This is a genomic window from Kitasatospora sp. NPDC059599 (assembly GCF_042735125.1).
Classification (GTDB): domain Bacteria; phylum Actinomycetota; class Actinomycetes; order Streptomycetales; family Streptomycetaceae; genus Kitasatospora.
Genome location: NZ_JBHWCL010000002.1, coordinates 96,050 through 113,441 on the forward strand (window position 1 = coordinate 96,050; position 17,392 = coordinate 113,441).

Genomic DNA, 17,392 nt, shown 5'->3' on the forward strand with positions numbered 1-17,392 from the left:
CTAACCCGCAGAGGTCGCCGGTCGAACGATTTTTCGCAGGCGACTGTCACGGCTGTGCAACAGGTTCCGGAGGTCGACTCCACATGGAGAGTCGCATACGAACTGAATGGGCGCGAAGGAATTCGGTGATTGCACCGGATGTGAAGACCCCGCGCACGGCGGCGCTCCCGCAGCCTTTCCCCCGCCCCTTCCCCCGGCCCTCCCCGCGCGTCCGCTCCCACGGCCCTCCATCAGTCTGATGCCCTGAGTCGGCAAAAGGTTGCACGCGGCCGGCCAGTCCGGCCCGCGAGAGGTCGAGCCGTCGCCCGCCCGCCCCACCCGGGCGCCCGGTTCGGCCCGTGCGGGGCAGTGGAGCGCGCCCCGGCCCACGGGGCACCCCTTCCCCCGCCCGGCCGACGACGACGCCCGCCGACCGGACGCCCACCGCGGGCCCCGCCCCGGGTGGCGGAGGCTCCCCGCCACCCGGGACCCCGGCCGGGCCGGCATCCCGCACCGAGGCCGCCCGGCCCGGGCGGCCCGCCCCCACACCCCCGCAAAGCACACCTGCGACCCACGGTGAATGGCCCGGCGAATCCCCGGATTTCCACCGCGCACCCGGCAGGCAGTTGGTGGCGGAACCAGTGCCGTACATCCGGAACACGAGGAGTAGCGGCGCAGGTACGGGTCGGGATTTCCGGCGCGGTCCGGGCCGGCGCTATGGGGTTCCATTTCCTTTTTGGAGTTCCTGCCCCGATTGTCGTCGAGGCCACGGGTCAGCCGGTGAGGGATGGGGCGGAACCGTTCAACGGTCGGTGGGGGCGGGCTGCGCCGAAGCCCGCAGGAGCAGGTCACGCAGGGCCGTGGCGGCGTCCGACGGCTCGGCGGGGATGAGGACGACCTGGTCGACGGTGGTCGACGGGCCGGTGAGGGGGATGACGCGCAGGCCGGGCGGCTGGTGGTCGACCGCGGACTCGACGGTGATGCCGATGCCGGTCCCGGCGGCGACGTGGGCGGCGATGGCGTGCACGCTGTCGGCGGTCCTGATGATGCGCAGGTCCGCCCCGCCGATCCGGAAGGCCGAGAGCAGGCGGTCGCAGAGACCGCTGTTGATCTGGTGGGGCCAGGTGAGCAGATCGGTGGTCGAGAGTTCGGCGGCGTTCAACTCGCACTGCCCGGCGAGGGGATGAGCGGCGGGGACGAGTGCCACGAACCGCTCCGTGGACAGCACCCGCGCGCGGACACCGGTGATGTCACCGGTCGCCCAGCCGACGCCCAGTCCGATCGTCCCGGCCCGCAGGGCGGTGAGCTGCGCGGTGGTGGGCATGGGCTCGGGCACGATCGTCATGTCGGGGAAGCCGTCGCGCAGTTGCGGCAGGCAGCGCAGCAGCAGCTGGTGCCCGGTGTACTCGGCGTGGCCGACGACGAGGGTGGTGCCGGTCTCGTCACCGGCGGCCAGGGCGCGTCCGCGCTGCTGGAAACGGCGCAGCTGGGCGAGGGCGGCGTGGGCGTCGGGCAGGAGCGCCTCGCCGAGGCCGGTCAGCGAGACCCGGCGGCTGGTGCGGTGGAACAGCCGTCCGCCCAGGGTGTTCTCCAGCCGCCGGACGGCTTCGCTGACGGTGGGTTGTCCCCGGTGCAGGCGTGCGGCGGCGCGGCCGAAGTGGAGTTCCTCGGCGACGGCGACGAATGCTTCGAGTTCGATCCTGTCCACGGGAGCAGGCTAGGTCCTGTCCGGCCGGGCAGGACCGCGGGCTCCCCCGTGACCCGCGCGGGCCCGGGGTCCGTCCGTCGTCACACCGCTTCCGGGTCGGTGCCGACCGCGCCGGCCGAGCGGAGGGAGCGCCCGAGGTCTCCGGTGAGGATGCGGGGGTGTCGCCGCCACCACCACAGGTCCGGGCCCGGCAGCCGGTGGAATCCTTCGAGTGCCTGGCCGTCGTCGTCGACGGTGGCGGCCCGGTACCGGTCGTCCAGCGCCCTGATCCGCGGGGTCCAGATCCGGACGACGTGCTCGTCCAGCGGGAGCCACGCCTCGTGCAGCCAGTTCCTGCAGGAGAGGTCGTTGGTGTACTCGTCGATGTCGTCGTCGTAGCCGTGCTCGACGGAGGTCACCAGGGCGGCCCACGCGCCCACCATGTCGGCGACCGTGAACACCGTCCGCCAGCCGCGCCGGTGCAGCAGCTCCCCCACCTCGGTCTCCGTAGCCATTGCCGTGAGGCTTTCACATCGCGACCGGCCCGGCCACCGGCCCGGAGGATCCCGCACGTGTGCCGCCGCAGGGGCGCGGACCGCGATCGATCGGTGCGGCCGATCGCTGCGGTCCGGAGTTCGGCGTTGATGGTGCGGGGCGCGCGGGCTGAGATGAGTGGGCAGCCGGAACCCGGGAACCCGGGGCTCGGGCGATCCAGGGCCTTCCCCACCACCAGAAAGCAGTGAACAGTCATGGCAGTCAAGGACGTCGACCGTACGCAGGACGCGCCGGCGGTCACGGTCACCGTGGTCTACCACTCGGTGCACGGACACACCCGGGTCCTCGCCGAACACCTCGCCGACGGGGCGCGGCTGGTGCCGGGCGCCGACGTGCACCTCGTCGAGGTCCGGCCCGAGGACGTCGTCGCGGGCCGGTGGCACGACGCCGGGGCGATGGCGCTGCTGGAGCGCTCCGATGCGATCGTCTTCGGCTGCCCGACACTGATGGGCAGCGTGTCGGCGGTGTTCAAGGCGTTCATGGAGGCGGCGTTCACGCCGTTCGTCACACAGGGGTGGAAGGACAAACTGGCCGGCGCCTTCACCATGTCCGCCTCGCAGAGCGGCGACAAGCAATCGGTCCTGGAGCAGTTGGCGGTGTTCGCCGCGCAGTTGGGCATGCAGTGGGTCGGCGTGGGCGACCTCCCGGGCAACAACTGGAGCGGCGGCTCCCGCGACGACCTGAACCGGCTCGGCTCCTGGCTGGGCCTGATGAGCCAGAGCCACGCCGACCGGGGACCGGAACAGGCCGGATCGCGCGGCGACCTGATCACCGCGCAGCGGTATGGCGAGCGGATCGCCCGGCTGACCCAGCGGTGGGTCAACGCCGTGCCGTACGAGACGCCGCGGATGACCGAGCACGAGGCCCGCGACCTGTCGGCCTCCCTCAGGGCCGGCCGGGACCGCGGCGAGACCGACGACGCACCGGCGGCACAGCCCGTCGGCTGACCGCAGGGGGCGAACGGGGCGTACGGGGCGGACGGGGCGGACGGGTTGCACCGAGCGCGAGGACGGGAGCGAGGACGGGAGCGAGGACCGCGCAAGCCCTAGCGTGATGCCTCGAAGCCGAGCAGCAGGGCTTCGAGCGCGAACGCGAACCGCTCGCCGTCGTCCGCGCCGACGCCCTCGCTCGCGGCGCGGATCAGCAGCGGGTACCGCTCCGCCTCCAGCGCGGCCAGCCAGCCGGCGCCGCCCGCCTCCTCGGCGCCGACCGCGATCTGGGCCTCCGCCGTCGCGTGGCCGATCACGAACACCGCGAGGGAGTTGAGCGCGTGCAGCGCCCGGCCCAGCGGGAAGCCGCCGGCCGTGAGCAGGCGCAGGAGCGCCTCGATGTCGTCGAGGGTCGCTGGGGTGACGGCGGGCCGAGAGGTGGCGAGCGGGAGCACGGCCGGGTGCCGCAGCAGACCCTCGCGCAGGGCGGTGGCGTACGCGCGCAGGGCGGCCCGCCAGTCGGCCGAGCCGTCCATGGCAGGGGTGGCGGCCGTGAACACCTGCTCCACCAGGCCGTCGAGCAGGGCGTCCTTGTTCGGCACGTAGTGGTAGAGCGTCATCGCCTCCACGCCCAGCTCCTCGCCGAGCGAGCGCATCGTCAGGCCCTTGAGCCCGTCCCGGTCCACCAGGCCGAGCGCCGCGTCGAGGATCTGCTGCCTGCTCAGCCCCACCCGCTCGCCCCGGCCGCGCCGGGCCGCCTGCCGCTGTGCCATGCCTGCTCCTCCTCGCCCGGACGGGCTTGACTTTCTTACACGATAAGAGAACACTCTCCCCCAGCAAAACTTACAACGTAAGAAACAGCCGCAACGGGGGAATCACCATGTCGACCACTGCCAACAAGCAGGTCATCCGCGACTTCGTCACCGCGCTCAACGACCGCGCCGGCGACGACTGGGTGCGTCTGCTCTCCTCCTCGGTGATCGACCACAACAAGATCATCTTCGGCGAGGAAGACGCCCCCGGCGCCGCCATCGAGGGCTTCCGCCTCCAGCTGGCCGCCTTCAGCACCGAGGCCGAGGGCGACGGCTTCCACATCCAGCAGCTCATCGCCGAGGACGACGAGGTCGTGGCCCGCCTGCGGGTGGCCGGGGTGCACACGGGCTTCCACGCCCGGATGCCCGAGCCGACCAACCGTCGCTGCGACGTCGAGCAGATCTGGATCTTCACCGTCCACGCCGGGCAGATCGTCGAAATCCGCGCCGTCAGCGACCGCCTCGGCATGTTCATCCAGCTCGGCTGGGACTGGCCGACCACGGACTGAGCCGGGGCGCCAACCAGCGGGGAGGGCACGTCAGCCACACCGTCTCCTTCGACGGGACCACACCGGCCGTGATGAGCGAGGCCACCGCGATGCTCACCGCCTGACGGCGAACAGGCCGGCGACGGTCATTCCAGCTCCAGTGGCCCTCCATCAGGTGGGCGGGGTCTACAAAAGGGGGAGCTGGTTCTCGTCCGGCCGCTCGGGAGCCTCGGTTCCGGCGCCACGCCCAGCTGGGCCGCGAACCCGTTGTTCCAGTCGATCTGGGAGATGCGGGCCAATTCGAGCTGACGGAAAGGGTCCTGCCCCCGAGGATCGGCCCAAGCACGAAGGAAGGTTCCACGGGCGAGCCCTTCGCGGTCCTCGAACGAGGAGATCATTTCGACCATGTTGACGGTCAAGACGCCGAAGAAGTCGAGGATCAGGCCACGGTAGGCAGACGCTTCAGCTTTCACCATCCCCAGAGCCTACGGCGCAACAGGACGCCCCGGGCGGCCCCGCCGAGAAAGTCTTCTGCACCTGCGTATCGTCCAGGACCATCATCGCGCATTGAGGTGCAGCATCCCCGGTTTCAGGTCCCGTTCAAAAGGTTCGCATCTCTCATCCTGGCGAGAAGTGCGTTGAAATCTGCCCTCAGCTGGTCAATGTCCGTCGCTCTCGAGTCCGCCTGTCCTGTCACGCCATGAGGAAGCGGTTCAATGAGCTCTGGATTTGCATCCAAGTCATAGATCGTCTGCCATTGAAGGTGATTGTCGGAAGTCAGGCCTCCGACGCTCTGCCCCGGCCCCGGCTCGTTCCAGGACCGCGGCTCCTCCGGACCGGATACCTCGTGCACCTGGGGGCCGCCGGTGTAGGAGATCAGTCGATACACGAAGCCATTGACCCTCGTCGGCTTGACGGTCTCCCCTATCCTGTAGTGCTTTCCGCTAGTCCAGTCAAGAGCCGCTGACCGCCTTCCACACGGGGCGTTCACCGCCCACCCGATCGGGCCTTGGCGTGCCGATGCTCCGGTGGCATTGAGAAGCAGATCACCCGGACTGTAAAAGTTGCAACTACCGGCGCGAGTATTCCCGGGAGTTCCATCATGAACAACAGTGATTCGCCGCTCACCGTAGAGGTAGTTTCCGATCCAGGCTTCCCGGAACGTCAGCGCACCGGGCACCGGACCATTTTCGTACGCGGTTTGATAGTACGTATGGAACGGTTCTGGGCTCACGAGGGACGTTTCAATCCTGCCCTTGACAGCGGGGGGAGATGTCTGAACTTGGGTACGGAAGATGGAAGTCCCCACTTCGGCCCCCTTGTTGTCCAGCGTGATAGAGCCGTAATCCTGAATGATCGTGGAATCCGTAGCATCCCCGAGTTTGTTGGACGTTGAGAACTCAGGCCTGTATTCGCCCTCACATATCCATACCAAACCCTCGAGCTCTTCGGTCTCCCCGGTCGGATTCTGGAAAGCGGGCACACCCTCGGGGTGTTCAGGAGTTATTCCAACCGTATGCCCGGCGTGGATTGCTCGATATACGTATCCGTCCCCGGGCGTCTGCCTTTCACCTTCGTCGATATCGACCCCCTCCTTGGCGATCCAATACCTACGCACGCTGGAATAATTGTTTAGCACTTTCAGTACAGAAGGCCCTTTTGTGTTGTAGCCCCAGTATGTCGAGTCCGGGGTGATCTTTATGTTCCCTCCGACTACAGCGATGTTCCCGCCCTTGAACACCGACGGTGCGTCCCCTTCGGCGTAGCAGCCGACGTACACGGCGCATTGGATACCGGTGTTGTGGTCGCAGCTGAAGTTTTGGTGTCGATTCCCTGCCGTGTGACACGAAACGAAGGTGCAGCCCGAGGACGAATGGTCATGAATTCCATCGCGCCCATTAGTCGAGGCAGAAACATTCATGATAAGCATGGTATTGGTGTTGTCGTTGCCATGGCTGCCGATGTCGAGCCCGTGTTGGCCATTGTTATCGAGAACGCAATCACGCATCTGGGTGAGGTTGGCGTTGGCTGTCGGCCCGAAAAGGCGGCCGAAGCTTGCGTATATTGTTATTCCGTTACGCCTGAAGCCGGAAACTCCCACCGTCTCGACCATTGGGCCGTGCGCCAGAATTCGTACGCCATCCATCTGCTGGGCCTGATAGAAATCGAGGGCAGATTTCCCCTGGTCGGGTTCCGACTTGAGGGTGAACTGGCGAAGCACAGCATAGTCCGCACGATCACGATAGGGATCTACGGCAGGCGGTCCGGAGGTGAAAGGGCCCACCAGGGCAATTGCACAGTAGACAACCTCCCCTGCGACTGGACCGATACCGGTCACAGAGAGGTTGAAATCTCCACTTTTGACATCTGCGAGTAGGCGAGTATTTTCAGTGACACCAAGACCAGCTCCCCCGGCTCCCTCCAGAATGCAATGGTGCTTGACGACAAGAGGCTTCGTAATCCGGTAGTCTCCCGGCGGGAGGTAGACGACTTTGCCTTCGCGCACCGGCTCATCGGTTTCGAATCGCGTTGCGCAGTCCAGGGCGCTTTGAAGTGGGACCGTGTCGTCGGCAACTCCGTCCCCTGCCGCTCCGAAGTCGAGTACGTTCAGCCGGGTGTCACGGCGGGGCCGGATCGTCACCGTACCCGAAGCGTCACAGTCACCGATCCAGTTCGGAGCGCTCCTGCAATTTTCATCCGAAGCGCGTACAATTCGCCCCGAGATGTCGACGCCAACCGCGCCGGCCAGACCGGAGCCGATCCGGGTGGGGAAAGCACCGCTTATTTGAACTTTGACGTCATGATCACGCTCCACCGTCTCCTGAGCAACCCCAAAGAACGGACTGGTGTGCAGCTTTCCCTTTTCGTCAGCAGGGGTGACGGTGTGAAATCCTGTGGTGCGGACCGCCTGGCCGGCTGTTATTTTGCGCTCGGCTTGCATGATTTCGATGTCCATCGGAACGTCTCTTCCGTCGAGGCTTCGCCGGTCGGACGGGTAGGCGAGAGCGCGGCCGGAGCGCGCGACCACCTCGACCGCGGGGGCGAAGGCGGGAATCCTTCGGCAGGGCTTTGCAACACCACCGCTCGCGCCTCTTGCGTTATCCCCTACACCTCCACGCTAGGCGTGATCACCAGGCTGCGCAGATTGGCAAGGCCTGATGGCAATCCCCACGGCGGTCACTGTCTGCACTCATGCGCTGAAGGCATTTGGCGGAATCCGGTATTGCTCGCCGCCAGCAGTCAGTCTCCGGACCTTGACCGGCTCCGCCACCGTGCCTCCCCGTACCGGATCGGATGTTTGTCCCCGTCCAATCGGTTCGGACTCGCTGTCGCCCGCCAACCCGGGTGAACGTTGCCGGTCAGAGCACTACGGTGTGATCCCGGACGAAGGGGGTCGCATGTCGGAGCAGCAGTCGAAGCACCTGTCGGGGCACACCACCGGGGCCGGAACGGGAGCGATGCCGGCCGAGATGCCGGGGATCACCTTCCGCGCATGGCAGGGCGCCCACTACGTGACGCTGGCCGAACTGCTGGTCCGCCTCGGCAGTTTCGGCCTCGGGCTGCGGTGGCGCGTCGCGTGCGAGGAGACGTGGGACCTCACCGCCGAGCTGGAACGCCGTTCCGCAGGCGACGGGATGGACACCCTGACGCTGCTCTCCCTGGTGGCCCCCGGTGTGCAGCTGATCGACGCCGAGGCCCGCGGGTTCGCCCGGGACGACGCGACCGCCCGGGACGACGCGACCGGCGGGGACCGGCCGACGGTGATCCTGACCGAGGTGGACAGCTCCCTCTGGGACGTCAGGGCCGACGACGAGCACGTGCTCGGCGAACTCCGGCGCCACTACCCGGGTGCGTCCACGCTCTGAGCGGGCGCTCGGCACGGTGCGGAGCGGCGTCAGCGGTTCGTCGGTGGGGCGCCGACGAACCACCCGCACACCGCCGAACGTCCTTCCCCGGCGGGCCGGGTCGCGGAAGGGTGTGCCCGGGGTCTGTCGGCCGTCACCCGTCCCCGGCACAATCACCGGTATGACGGTCACCACGGGCGCTCCGCCCACGCACCGGGCGCCGGCCGCCCGCGTCCTCGCCTTCGCCGGCGGGTTCCTGACGGGTGGTGTGATCGGGGTGTCGCTCGCCGCCTTCACCGTCGGCTGCATCCTGGAGCACGTGCCGCTGGTCGTCACGGGAGTGGCCCTGCCCGTGGCCTACGGCCTGCTCGTCCTCGCCGCCGGTGCGCCGCGGCGCGCCCGGGAGGCGGCCGTCGCGCCCCGCACGGCACTCGCGGTGATCGAGGCCCTGGAGGCCCGCACGAGCGAGTACAGCGACGTGCCGGTGCGGTTCGACCTGACCGTGGCGCCGGACGACGCCCCGGCGTACCGGGTGGAGATCACCCAGGACATCAACCTGGTCGACCTCCCCGACTACCGGCCGCGCGACGTCCTGGTGGTCCAGTACCCGCCGGACCGGCCGTGGCGGGTGACGATCGTCAAGCGGCCGACACCCGCGTGGGAGGAACGGGCGGCCGGGGCGCGCATCGACTCCGCTCCCGGGCCGGCCGTGCCGGGCGAGCCCGGGGAGGGCCGGGCCGCCGGGTTCGTCACGCTCCTCGCCCTGCTGCTCGGCGCCGCCGCCGTGGTCCTGCTCTTCCGCGCCGACCTGTTCGACCGGGACGACTCGGCGCAGCCGCCCGCCGCGGAGCCGTCCGTCTCCTCCACGGTGTCCACCTCCCTCGTGATCCCGGGCTCCGGCACGGTCACCCTCGGTCCTGGCCGGTCGATGCTCGACACGGGGGAACTGCGCGGGGCCGTCGACTCGCTCCTCGACGGCAAGAACGCCCCGCAGGCGCTCACCCTCGTCGTGCAGGACCGCCTGCTGTCGGTCGTGTTCGCCCCCACCGGCACCGGAGCCCCGCAGTTCGACCCGCGCTCCCTGCCCTTCGAGCGCGTCCCCGCCCTGGTCGAGGAGGCCCGCACGACGCTCGGCATCGGCGCCGCGCAGACCTGGCAGCTCGCCGCCGACCGCCTCACCGGCGCCCTCACCCTCAGGGTCTCCGTGACCGGCACCGGGGGTGCGGCCTTGCTGGAGGCGGACGCGGAGGGGACCGTGGTGCGGCGCAGCCCGGCGCACTGATCCCGCGGCCCGGCGGGGCACACCCGGGCTGCGCGGCCCGCCGGTGCGCGCGGAGCTGGCATTCCGGTGCGCGGGGCTCGGCGTTCCGGTACACGCGGGGCTCGGCGTTCCGGTGCGCGCGGGCTCGGCGACCGGTCCACCGGCATCAGGACCCTTGGTTTCGAGGTGACGTGAGAACAGGAGGAAAGGCGCATGGACTGGCACGGGTTCGTGGCGTTGTGGTGTGCCGTGCTCGGCGCGGTGGCGCTGGTCGGCTACGGGCGGTCGCTGACCGGGATGACCAAGGCCCAGCGGGCGGTCCGGGTCAGGGGGCGGATCGAGCGGGTACGCGAGCCCCGGCACGGCGGCTCCCACCGCGACGGGATATCGGTGGTCGTCTCCTACCGGGACCCGTCCACCGGGCAGGACGTCACCGTGACCAACGACGGCGACCGCGGCGAGAGGATCACCGCCGCGTGGACGGACCGGGAGATCGAGGTCAGCTACCCGCCCCGCAGGCCGCACGCCTTCCGGTTCAGCACCGACCTCCGACCGGTCGGCCGCGGGCTCGGCCGGCCGAACACCGCGCTCTTCTTCGGCTACCTCGGCCTGGTGGTCGTCGCCGCGATCGACTGGGGCTGGCCGTGGGCCCTGGTGGGCGTCTGCGGGCCGTGGGCCGTCACCATCGCCTGCCACCTCCCCGGGAACGTACGGGACGTGCACCGCCGGCGCGAGACGACGGACTCCATGGTCGCCGTTCCGGGCCGCGTCATCGCCGTCCTCAAGGACGTCAGCAGCGACGCGGAGGGCGGAACCACCACCACCATCACGCCGGTCGTGGCCTTCACCACCCGCGAGGGCACGGCCGTCACCGCCCACTGCACCGCGGGGCTCCCGAACCCCGCCGGCTCGCACCGCCGGGAACTCACCGTCCACTACTCGCCGGCCGACCCGGCCGACTTCACCCCGGACCTCGAAGCCCGACGCCGCTCCCAGCGGACGGACGTCACGGTCAACGTCCTCGGCCTCGTCGTCATCGCGGCGGCGGCCGTCGTGGGAGCGGTACTGCTCTGACGCTCCGCGCACGGGTCCGCGCACGGGTCCGCCCCTGCGCCCGTGCGCCCCTGCCGCGGAAGCGCCGGCGCCATTCTCCCCTACGCGGCGCCCGCATGACCCTCCATCAGGATTCCCCTGACCCGGGACCGCTCGGCGCACTACGCTGCGAACGTACCGTGCTACGGACCGTAGCCGTCGGAGAGTATGGAGAAGGAGCCCCCGTGGCATCGCCCTGTGACCCCCAGTACGCTCCCGTCGGCGACGTGAGCGCCGCACTCATGGTGATCGACTCCCGGCTCAAAGCCGTCTACGACGGCAGGACCGGGACGGACGCCGAGCAACAGCGGATGATCAAGCAGGTCGCCGCGTCCCTCGGCTCCACCGGCCTCGACGAACTCGTCGACGGCACGTGCACCCTCATCTACGTCTTCATGAACTGGCTGCGAGGGTCGCTCGAACGCCAGGAGGAGGACGTCGTCGAGTACGTCGTGCCCAGCCTGGTGGCCACGATGCGGATGATGCCGAGGACCTTCCGTCCCGAGGTCGTCCCCACCATGGCCGGGCTGCTCATCGCCGCGGGCACCGGGCTGAGCCCGTCGCTGTGGCGCGCGCAGTACGGGCCCTGGACCGGCGAGGAGATGAACCCCCTGGAGGCCTTGGCCGTGATGCTCGCGGAGCACATCAACCGGGTCGCGGGGAACAACGACCACGAGTTCGCCATCCGTCTGGTCGCCGACGCCCTGGCCGGGCTGGAACAGGACTGACGAACGGCCGGCCGCCGCCCGGGGAGCCGCGGGGGGCGGCACCGGGACCGGGACCGGCCGCGGCACCGGGACCGACCGCCGCCCCGCGAACGGCCCGCCGCCCGGGGCGGCGGCTCGCGCCGGCGTCAGCCGTCGGCGGCGGCGCCGCCCGCCGAACCGTCACCGGCCCGCTCAGCGGCGTAGCGGGCGGCGGCTTCGGCCAGCTTGCGGGTGTGCCGCTCCGACCGGGTGCCGGGGTGGTCGGTGGCGGCACGCCGGGCACCGTCGAGGTCGCCGCCGAGCAGCTCACTGGTGACCACCAGGATGTTGTCCGGGCCCAAGTGGCTCTGGGCGATGCGCTGTTGGACCTCGTCCATGCCCTCGCCCGCCAGGACGTCCGCAAGCTCCTCGGTCAGCGGGGCCAGCCACCGGGCGCGTAGCGCGTACTCGCCGTGGTCGCCGAAGGTCGGGTGGAGCGCGGCGAGCAGCTGTGCCGGGTACTCCTCGACGGGCGCGGCGAACTGCGGGTAGTCCTTGGCGAATTCGTCCCAGTCGACGTAGAGCCCGCTGATCTGCTGCGGGAGGAGGGGCCAGCGCGACCAGCTCTCCTCGGACCGGGTGAAGACCTCCCGCAGCAGGTCGTAGGGCACCTCGGCGGTGCGCGAGAGCAGGATCGCGTCGTAGAGGTCCTTGCCCTGCGGGTGGTTGTCGGAGACCAGCCAGAGGACCTTCCACGCAAGGGAGAGCTGCGGCGTGGCGCCGAGCAGCGGGCCGGTCACGCCGGGGAGCCGGTAGGACTCCGGCGGAACGGGCAGGTGCTCGGTGAAGACGAAGTCCAGCTGGACCGTCCCGCCCGGAACACCCGGTGCGGACCACGGCAGGACGAGCCGGCGCCCGGGAATCCGGCTGTACGTCCAGATCTCGTCGCTGACCGCCTGGTCGGCGTGCAGCCGCACCGTACCCGAGAGGCGTTCGGCACCGGCGGCGAGCTCCTCGAACATGCGGTCCGTGCGCTCGTCCTCCAGTTGCCACTCCACCGGACGGACCACGAAGTCCAGGTCCCCCGGCTCCCGTGCCTCGTCCCCGTACCAGGCCCGCAGCAGGATGCTTCCGCGCAGCACCAGGTGGTCGGCCCACCGCGAGCCGGCGACGGCGGACAGCACGGTGTTCAGCGCCTCGCGCCGCGCGACGAGCCAGCGGTCGGCGACCTGCGGGTCCGCGAAGGCCGGTTCGCTGGGCCGGAGGGCGCGGCCGTACCCGGCGAGCGCGGGGTCGAAGACCGGCTGCTGGGTCACCGCCTCGTCGTCGATCGGCCGGATACTCCTGGGCAGGTCCTGCCCCTCGCGGACGTCCTCCGACGGCGGCTGCCCGGGCAGCACGACGTCCTGCCACGGCCCGTACTCCAGCTCCTCCCACGCCACGGGCGTCCGGTCCCGGGGCCGGGCGTGGGGCTCGGGCTGGTCCTGGGCCTCCGGCCGGACCTGGTCGTCGGTCATCTCGGGTCTCCCTCTCCGTACGGACCGGCACGGTGCCGCCCGTGCTCGGTTATCCACCCCGCGTCCAGGGTCTCGTCGCTGTCCACGACGACGAACTCGCGTTCCACCGACACCACGTCGCGGCCGTCGGCGGCGAGGTCGTCGGCGGCAAGGTCGTGCAGCAGCGCGTCCAGCCGGTCTCCCGCGGTGGCCAGGCCGACCAGGCGGCATCGCTGGGTCACGAACCACTCGCGCCGGCCGTCCTCGCGCACCCGGCGCGGGTTGCGCGACAGGTGCGCGTCGTGCCGCTCCACGAGTGCGGCCAGACCGTCGCGGCGGGCACGGTCGGCCGCCGGATCCGGATCCGGGGCCGGCAGCAGCAGCTTGACGTGGTGCTCGAAGTACCGGCCGACCCCGTGCCGCGCGGCGGCCTCGTCCGAGGCCGGGACGCCCTGCGCCCACGGCGTCGCCTCGATCTTCGCCCGCAGCACGGTGAACCCGTCCGCCGCCAGCCGCCCCGCGGTCCGGGCGGTCACCGCCGCGACCTCCTGCACCGTCCCGGCGGCCCGCAGGGTGAGCATCGGCTGTGACGGCGACGCACCGCGCTCCAGCAGGATGTGCGTGAACTTCAGGCCGTGGCCGCCGGCCCACGCGGCCAGTGCCTCGGCGGCACCGGGCCCCACGGTCAGGTGCACCTCGAAGTCGCCCCGGACGTCGGGCGGATCGGGCTGGGCGAACTCGCCGGGCAGGCCGGCGAGTCGCTGGTCAGGACGAGTGGCGAGCATGGGGAGCATCCTGCCAAGCCCCTCTGACAACGGCCCGCCCGCGCCCGGCCGTACAGCGGCGACGATCCCGCCCGGGGCCCACGGCGATGCCGGCGGCCCGCCGAGGCGCTCAGGCGTTCAGGCGTTCAGGCGTTCAGCCGTTCAGACGGCGGAGAGGCGCAGCTTGAACGGCGCGCCGTCGGCGTCGGGCGTCCAGCCGTTCGACCGCGCGGCCCGGATGCCCGCGGCGACCTCGCGCGGCAGGACGAGTTCGGCCGGCACCGGGTTCGGTTCGGCGACGGCCGGCCGCCCGGTCTCCACGACGAGCGTCGTTCCGGGGCGGGCCGCGTCCTCGACCGCGTACCCGAGGGTGCTGCCGTCGTAGTCGCAGCACCAGTGCCTGCTGCTCACCCGCCAGCGGTACTCCACGCCGTCGACGACGATGCGGCGGGAGCCCTTCTTCGTCAGTGCCACGCTCTGCCCTTCACTTCCGACTGCCGGTGACCGTCCGTCGCCCAGTCTCCCGTCCCGGCGCGCGCGTGTCACCGGGTTTGCCCGGAGCCCCGGCGCGTCCGCCCGGTGCCCGCCCGGCGTCCGCCCGGTGCCCGCCCGCGGATCACACCCGCCCCTGCCCGGAACGCCGACCGGGAACGCCGACCGGGACCGGCGACCCGGACGGTCCAGCGTGTGACCCGGATTACTTGTGTCATGACACATGTGTCGCGTAATGTATTCGATATGAACACGAACGAAACAGAGAGCAGTCCGACCCTCGTCTTCATCCCCTGCTTCTCCGGCGCCCCGTGGAGCGCCGAGCAGCTCGCCCCCTACGGCGAGGCACCCAAGCGCACCCTGCGCCTGCCCGAAGGCGTCGACGACATCGAGCGCTACGCCGACCACGTCGAGACCGCGATCGCGGACCTGGACGACTACGTGCTGGTCGGCGACTCGTTCGGCGCGAACATCGCGCTCGCGCTCGCCACCCGCCGCCCCCGGGGCCTGCGCGCCCTGGTCCTGTCCGGCGGATTCGCGGCCAACCCGGTCGACTCCAAGCCGTGGAAGGCCCTGATGCGGGTGGTCGGCAAGGCCCGCGGCCCGCTCTACCGGCAGCTGACGCTGCGGGCTCACGCCCACCGCCTCGCCTCCCCGTTCGACGACAACGGACAGGTGCCCTGGAGCGAGGCGCGCAGCCGCGACCTGTTCCTCGCGAACACCCCGGCCTCCTCCTTCGACGCCCGCCTGCAGGCCGTCCTCACTGCCGACTACGTCGACGCGCTCGGCCGGGTCCGGGTCCCGACCCTGCTGCTGACCCCCTCGCACGACGTGCTGATCGGCGAGAACGCCTCCAAGGTCATGCTCGCGGGCATCCCCGACGCCCGCGAGGTCGTGCTGCCGAACACCGGCCACATGTTCCGTTTCTCCCACCCGGCCACCTACGCCAGCGCGGTCAAGGACTTCCTCGACGCGCTGCCGACCACCCGACAGGGCGCCGATGCGTAAGGCCGAGCACCTGCGGTTCGCGATCCTGGCAGCCCAGCGCGAGGGCAACCGGTTGCTGATCCAGGCGCTCAAACCCCACGGCATCACCCCGTCGCAGGCCGAGGTGCTGCGGCTGCTCCAGCAGCACGGCACCCTGACCCTCAACGGGCTCGGACAGCTCCTGGTGTGCGAGAGCGGCACCAACCCCAGCCGGCTGGTCGAACGCGTCGTCGCGGCCGGGCTGGTCGAGCGCCGCACCGACGCCGCGGACCGCCGGTACCTCCGGCTCAGCCTCACCCCCGAGGGCGAACGCCTGGCCACCGCGGTCGCCGGGATCGAGGAGTTCCTCTACAGCTCGATGGACGCCGCCGCCGAGGGCCTGGACACCGACGCGATGCTCGACTTCCTGCACAGGTTCATCGACACCCTGCCCTCGGGCGAAGCCCTCAACAAGCGCCTCGCCCTCGACTGACACCACGACCCCCACGGGACCCGCACGGGACCCGTCGACCGCGCGCCGAGGAAGGAGCGACCCCTGCACCCCCCGGCTGCCCGCACGCACGGCCGGTCGGCGAAGGTGGGGGACGACAGGTCGGCGAACGGAAGGCGGAGGCCTTGCAGCACTTCACATTGGCGTCCAAGCAGGAGGCCCGCTGCCCCGTGTTCCTGAACGGGGTGATCCACGAAGAGTTCTCGGACGACGGCTACGACCGGCCGATGCACTACGCCTGGCACTACGCCACGGGCGGCGCACCGACGGCCGACCTGCCGCCCGAGCTGTGGCTGATCACGAAGGACCGGGCCTACGACTTCGACTTCCACACGTCGTTCGGCGGGCACGTCGTCAGCGGCGACTTCCTCTCGCTGATGCGGTCCACCGACACCGGCCGGTGGCAGGCCGCGAGGCTGCACCCGGTGTCCACCACCGGCCGACGGATCGCGCGCAAGGACTACTTCTTCGTGAAGTTCCCCCCGGCCGAGCTGCTGAAGGTCGAGGACGTGGTCGACCTGGAGAACTCGAAGATCGACTTCCGTCGTGACGGACAGATCAAGAAGGTCTGGGAACTCCGCTTCAGCAGGCCGCCGGAGCGCGACCTGTTCCTCCTCGACTGCATCCCGCTGCTCGGTCTCGCCTTCTGCTCGAAGCGGTTCGCCGACGGCGCGCAGGAGTTCGGGCCCAAGGGCGTCGACTTCGTCGCGCTACCCGACATCGGAACCGTCCAGAGCGCCTGAGCGGCCGCCGTTCAGCACACCACCGGGACGGGCCGTCGCGAATTCGGCACCGCTCCGGCCGCACGCACGGCCCCGGCCGCACGTACGCGCTGCCGCCGCGCATGGTCCGGCGCTTCTCCCCAGGCCGGGCGCACCGAGCCGGCCCGAAGGCGAGATGCTGCCGGTACGGCTTGCGCGGGGCCCACGCCCCGACCGACCGCGTCGACGTGTCCGAAGGGCTGCACCACGGGGCGGCGGATCGCGTCCAACGAGCAGCGATCAGGTCGCGATACCAGACGCACGAGGCCTCTCAGGCGTGCGCTTCTGCGTCTCGAACGCGCGGGCGAGGAACAGTTCCGGAACACGGCCGAGAGCCCGCTGCCATGGGGCCATCCCCGCGCGCGGGGACGGTCCCGAGTATGACCGGAGCCAGGCGGCGGCATTGAGGTCTCCAGGAGGCCGCTCGGCCCATCGCTGGTCCGGGCCGGACAGTCGGACGCGAGTCGACAGGGCCGCACACCCGGTCACTGCCGCGTTCTGTGTCGCCTTAGCCTGGAGCGATGAACCTGAGCCTTGCGTACCGGACCGCCGAGTCGCTGCTCGCGGACATCCCCCTGCGCTGGGCGCACTCCTGCCGGGTCTTCGAACAGGCCCGGACTCTCGCCCCAGTCCTCGGGGCCGACGAGGAGGTGGTGCGCGTCGCCGCGATTCTCCACGATGTCGGGTACGCGTCCTCGGCGGTCGACACCGGCCAGCACATGATCGACGGGGCCCGGTACCTGCGTCGGATCGGCGTCGATGCCGAGGTGTGCTCGCTCGTCGCCTACCACTCGTCGTCGGAGTGGGAGGCGGCCGAGCTGGGCCTGTCGGCCGTGCTCGCGGAGTTCCGCCGGCCGCCGTCGGAACTGCTGGACGCGATCACGTACTGCGACCTCACCAGCGGTCCTGACGGCACCGTGGTCGACCCGGTCTCCAGGCTCGACGAGGTCCTTCGCCGGTACGCCACCGGCCACGTCGTCCATCGCGCCATCTCCGCAGCCCGCCCGGCCCTCCTGGCCATGGTCGACCGGGTCGCGAAACGCCTGGCCGAGTCCGACGCCGGCTGAG

At 70.6% G+C, this 17,392-nt stretch carries 18 protein-coding genes; 10 read left to right on the forward strand and 8 right to left on the reverse strand.

Features of this window, described 5'->3' with window-relative positions; translation table 11 throughout:
• Positions 1-781: 781 nt before the first annotated feature.
• Positions 782-1,687, reverse strand: coding sequence for a LysR substrate-binding domain-containing protein (locus ACFV04_RS01460; RefSeq protein WP_380526020.1), 906 nt, complete (start codon positions 1,685-1,687; stop codon positions 782-784).
• An 80-nt stretch (positions 1,688-1,767) separates the two neighbouring features.
• A complete protein-coding gene (locus ACFV04_RS01465; protein ID WP_380334244.1) occupies positions 1,768-2,181 on the reverse strand; it encodes a hypothetical protein in 414 nt (137 codons plus the stop codon).
• Positions 2,182-2,415: 234 nt separating this feature from the next.
• Between ACFV04_RS01465 and ACFV04_RS01470 the strand changes: the two genes are divergently transcribed.
• Positions 2,416-3,168, forward strand: coding sequence for a flavodoxin family protein (locus ACFV04_RS01470; protein ID WP_380334241.1), 753 nt, complete (start codon positions 2,416-2,418; stop codon positions 3,166-3,168).
• Between the two features lie 98 nt (positions 3,169-3,266).
• On the opposite strand, the gene ACFV04_RS01475 is transcribed toward ACFV04_RS01470, so the two are convergent.
• Positions 3,267-3,923: a TetR/AcrR family transcriptional regulator C-terminal domain-containing protein gene (locus tag ACFV04_RS01475; protein WP_380334239.1), complete on the reverse strand. Its 657-nt coding sequence runs from the start codon at positions 3,921-3,923 to the stop codon at positions 3,267-3,269.
• 107 nt (positions 3,924-4,030) lie between these two features.
• Between ACFV04_RS01475 and ACFV04_RS01480 the strand changes: the two genes are divergently transcribed.
• Positions 4,031-4,471: an ester cyclase gene (locus ACFV04_RS01480; RefSeq protein ID WP_380526023.1), complete on the forward strand. Its 441-nt coding sequence runs from the start codon at positions 4,031-4,033 to the stop codon at positions 4,469-4,471.
• Between the two features lie 125 nt (positions 4,472-4,596).
• Here the strand turns inward: ACFV04_RS01480 and ACFV04_RS01485 are convergent, their stop codons facing one another.
• Together ACFV04_RS01485 and ACFV04_RS01490 are read right to left on the reverse strand one after the other, a co-directional pair.
• A complete protein-coding gene (locus ACFV04_RS01485; protein ID WP_380526025.1) occupies positions 4,597-4,926 on the reverse strand; it encodes a hypothetical protein in 330 nt (109 codons plus the stop codon).
• A gap of 113 nt (positions 4,927-5,039) precedes the next feature.
• The gene (locus ACFV04_RS01490; protein ID WP_380526027.1) at positions 5,040-7,406 is read right to left on the reverse strand and encodes a glycosyl hydrolase family 28-related protein; all 2,367 of its coding nucleotides are present in this window, start codon (positions 7,404-7,406) and stop codon (positions 5,040-5,042) included.
• Positions 7,407-7,848: 442 nt separating this feature from the next.
• On the opposite strand from ACFV04_RS01490, the gene ACFV04_RS01495 reads away from it, so the two are divergent.
• The 4 genes from ACFV04_RS01495 (at position 7,849) to ACFV04_RS01510 (ending at position 11,376) form a co-directional block, all read left to right on the forward strand.
• A complete protein-coding gene (locus ACFV04_RS01495) occupies positions 7,849-8,316 on the forward strand; it encodes a hypothetical protein (protein WP_380526029.1) in 468 nt (155 codons plus the stop codon).
• A 160-nt stretch (positions 8,317-8,476) separates the two neighbouring features.
• Entirely contained in the window at positions 8,477-9,577 is a 1,101-nt protein-coding gene (locus tag ACFV04_RS01500; protein WP_380526031.1) for a hypothetical protein, read from the forward strand.
• 192 nt (positions 9,578-9,769) lie between these two features.
• Positions 9,770-10,630: a DUF3592 domain-containing protein gene (locus tag ACFV04_RS01505; RefSeq protein ID WP_380334178.1), complete on the forward strand. Its 861-nt coding sequence runs from the start codon at positions 9,770-9,772 to the stop codon at positions 10,628-10,630.
• Between the two features lie 203 nt (positions 10,631-10,833).
• The gene (locus ACFV04_RS01510; RefSeq protein WP_380334175.1) at positions 10,834-11,376 is read left to right on the forward strand and encodes a hypothetical protein; all 543 of its coding nucleotides are present in this window, start codon (positions 10,834-10,836) and stop codon (positions 11,374-11,376) included.
• Between the two features lie 125 nt (positions 11,377-11,501).
• Here the strand turns inward: ACFV04_RS01510 and ACFV04_RS01515 are convergent, their stop codons facing one another.
• From ACFV04_RS01515 to ACFV04_RS01525, 3 genes are all read right to left on the reverse strand, one after another.
• Positions 11,502-12,851 carry a nucleotidyl transferase AbiEii/AbiGii toxin family protein gene (locus ACFV04_RS01515; protein ID WP_380526034.1) on the reverse strand — a complete coding sequence of 450 codons (1,350 nt, stop codon included), beginning with the start codon at positions 12,849-12,851 and terminating at the stop codon, positions 11,502-11,504.
• Positions 12,848-13,615, reverse strand: coding sequence for a hypothetical protein (locus tag ACFV04_RS01520; RefSeq protein ID WP_380334170.1), 768 nt, complete (start codon positions 13,613-13,615; stop codon positions 12,848-12,850). Before ACFV04_RS01520 ends, ACFV04_RS01515 begins: the two co-directional genes overlap by 4 nt.
• A gap of 141 nt (positions 13,616-13,756) precedes the next feature.
• Positions 13,757-14,068 (reverse strand): hypothetical protein, encoded by a 312-nt coding sequence (locus ACFV04_RS01525; protein ID WP_380334167.1) that lies wholly within the window; start codon positions 14,066-14,068, stop codon positions 13,757-13,759.
• Between the two features lie 264 nt (positions 14,069-14,332).
• On the opposite strand from ACFV04_RS01525, the gene ACFV04_RS01530 reads away from it, so the two are divergent.
• The 4 genes from ACFV04_RS01530 to ACFV04_RS01545 all read left to right on the forward strand — a co-directional run bounded on the left by ACFV04_RS01530 (position 14,333) and on the right by ACFV04_RS01545 (position 17,391).
• On the forward strand, positions 14,333-15,094 hold the full coding sequence (locus ACFV04_RS01530) for an alpha/beta fold hydrolase (protein ID WP_380526036.1): 762 nt from the start codon (positions 14,333-14,335) through the stop codon (positions 15,092-15,094).
• Positions 15,087-15,545, forward strand: a complete 459-nt coding sequence (locus ACFV04_RS01535) for a MarR family winged helix-turn-helix transcriptional regulator (protein WP_380334161.1) — start codon at positions 15,087-15,089, stop codon at positions 15,543-15,545. Before ACFV04_RS01530 ends, ACFV04_RS01535 begins: the two co-directional genes overlap by 8 nt.
• Before the next feature lie 143 nt (positions 15,546-15,688).
• The gene (locus ACFV04_RS01540) at positions 15,689-16,306 is read left to right on the forward strand and encodes an Imm43 family immunity protein (protein ID WP_380526038.1); all 618 of its coding nucleotides are present in this window, start codon (positions 15,689-15,691) and stop codon (positions 16,304-16,306) included.
• Between the two features lie 539 nt (positions 16,307-16,845).
• Positions 16,846-17,391, forward strand: coding sequence for an HD domain-containing protein (locus ACFV04_RS01545; protein ID WP_380526040.1), 546 nt, complete (start codon positions 16,846-16,848; stop codon positions 17,389-17,391).
• Position 17,392: the final 1 nt, after the last annotated feature.

Bases quoted from the DNA above. Each gene is read 5' to 3' on its own strand.
- ACFV04_RS01470 (WP_380334241.1), top strand. From the start codon at position 2,416: ATGGCAGTCAAGGACGTCGACCGTACGCAGGACGCGCCGGCGGTCACG.
- ACFV04_RS01530 (WP_380526036.1), top strand. From the start codon at position 14,333: ATGAACACGAACGAAACAGAGAGCAGTCCGACCCTCGTCTTCATCCCC.
- ACFV04_RS01475 (WP_380334239.1), bottom strand. From the start codon at position 3,923: ATGGCACAGCGGCAGGCGGCCCGGCGCGGCCGGGGCGAGCGGGTGGGG.
- ACFV04_RS01520 (WP_380334170.1), bottom strand. From the start codon at position 13,615: ATGCTCGCCACTCGTCCTGACCAGCGACTCGCCGGCCTGCCCGGCGAG.
- ACFV04_RS01480 (WP_380526023.1), top strand. From the start codon at position 4,031: ATGTCGACCACTGCCAACAAGCAGGTCATCCGCGACTTCGTCACCGCG.
- ACFV04_RS01545 (WP_380526040.1), top strand. From the start codon at position 16,846: ATGAACCTGAGCCTTGCGTACCGGACCGCCGAGTCGCTGCTCGCGGAC.
- ACFV04_RS01535 (WP_380334161.1), top strand. From the start codon at position 15,087: ATGCGTAAGGCCGAGCACCTGCGGTTCGCGATCCTGGCAGCCCAGCGC.
- ACFV04_RS01485 (WP_380526025.1), bottom strand. From the start codon at position 4,926: ATGGTGAAAGCTGAAGCGTCTGCCTACCGTGGCCTGATCCTCGACTTC.
- ACFV04_RS01495 (WP_380526029.1), top strand. From the start codon at position 7,849: ATGTCGGAGCAGCAGTCGAAGCACCTGTCGGGGCACACCACCGGGGCC.
- ACFV04_RS01490 (WP_380526027.1), bottom strand. From the start codon at position 7,406: ATGGACATCGAAATCATGCAAGCCGAGCGCAAAATAACAGCCGGCCAG.
- ACFV04_RS01515 (WP_380526034.1), bottom strand. From the start codon at position 12,851: ATGACCGACGACCAGGTCCGGCCGGAGGCCCAGGACCAGCCCGAGCCC.
- ACFV04_RS01505 (WP_380334178.1), top strand. From the start codon at position 9,770: ATGGACTGGCACGGGTTCGTGGCGTTGTGGTGTGCCGTGCTCGGCGCG.
- ACFV04_RS01500 (WP_380526031.1), top strand. From the start codon at position 8,477: ATGACGGTCACCACGGGCGCTCCGCCCACGCACCGGGCGCCGGCCGCC.
- ACFV04_RS01465 (WP_380334244.1), bottom strand. From the start codon at position 2,181: ATGGCTACGGAGACCGAGGTGGGGGAGCTGCTGCACCGGCGCGGCTGG.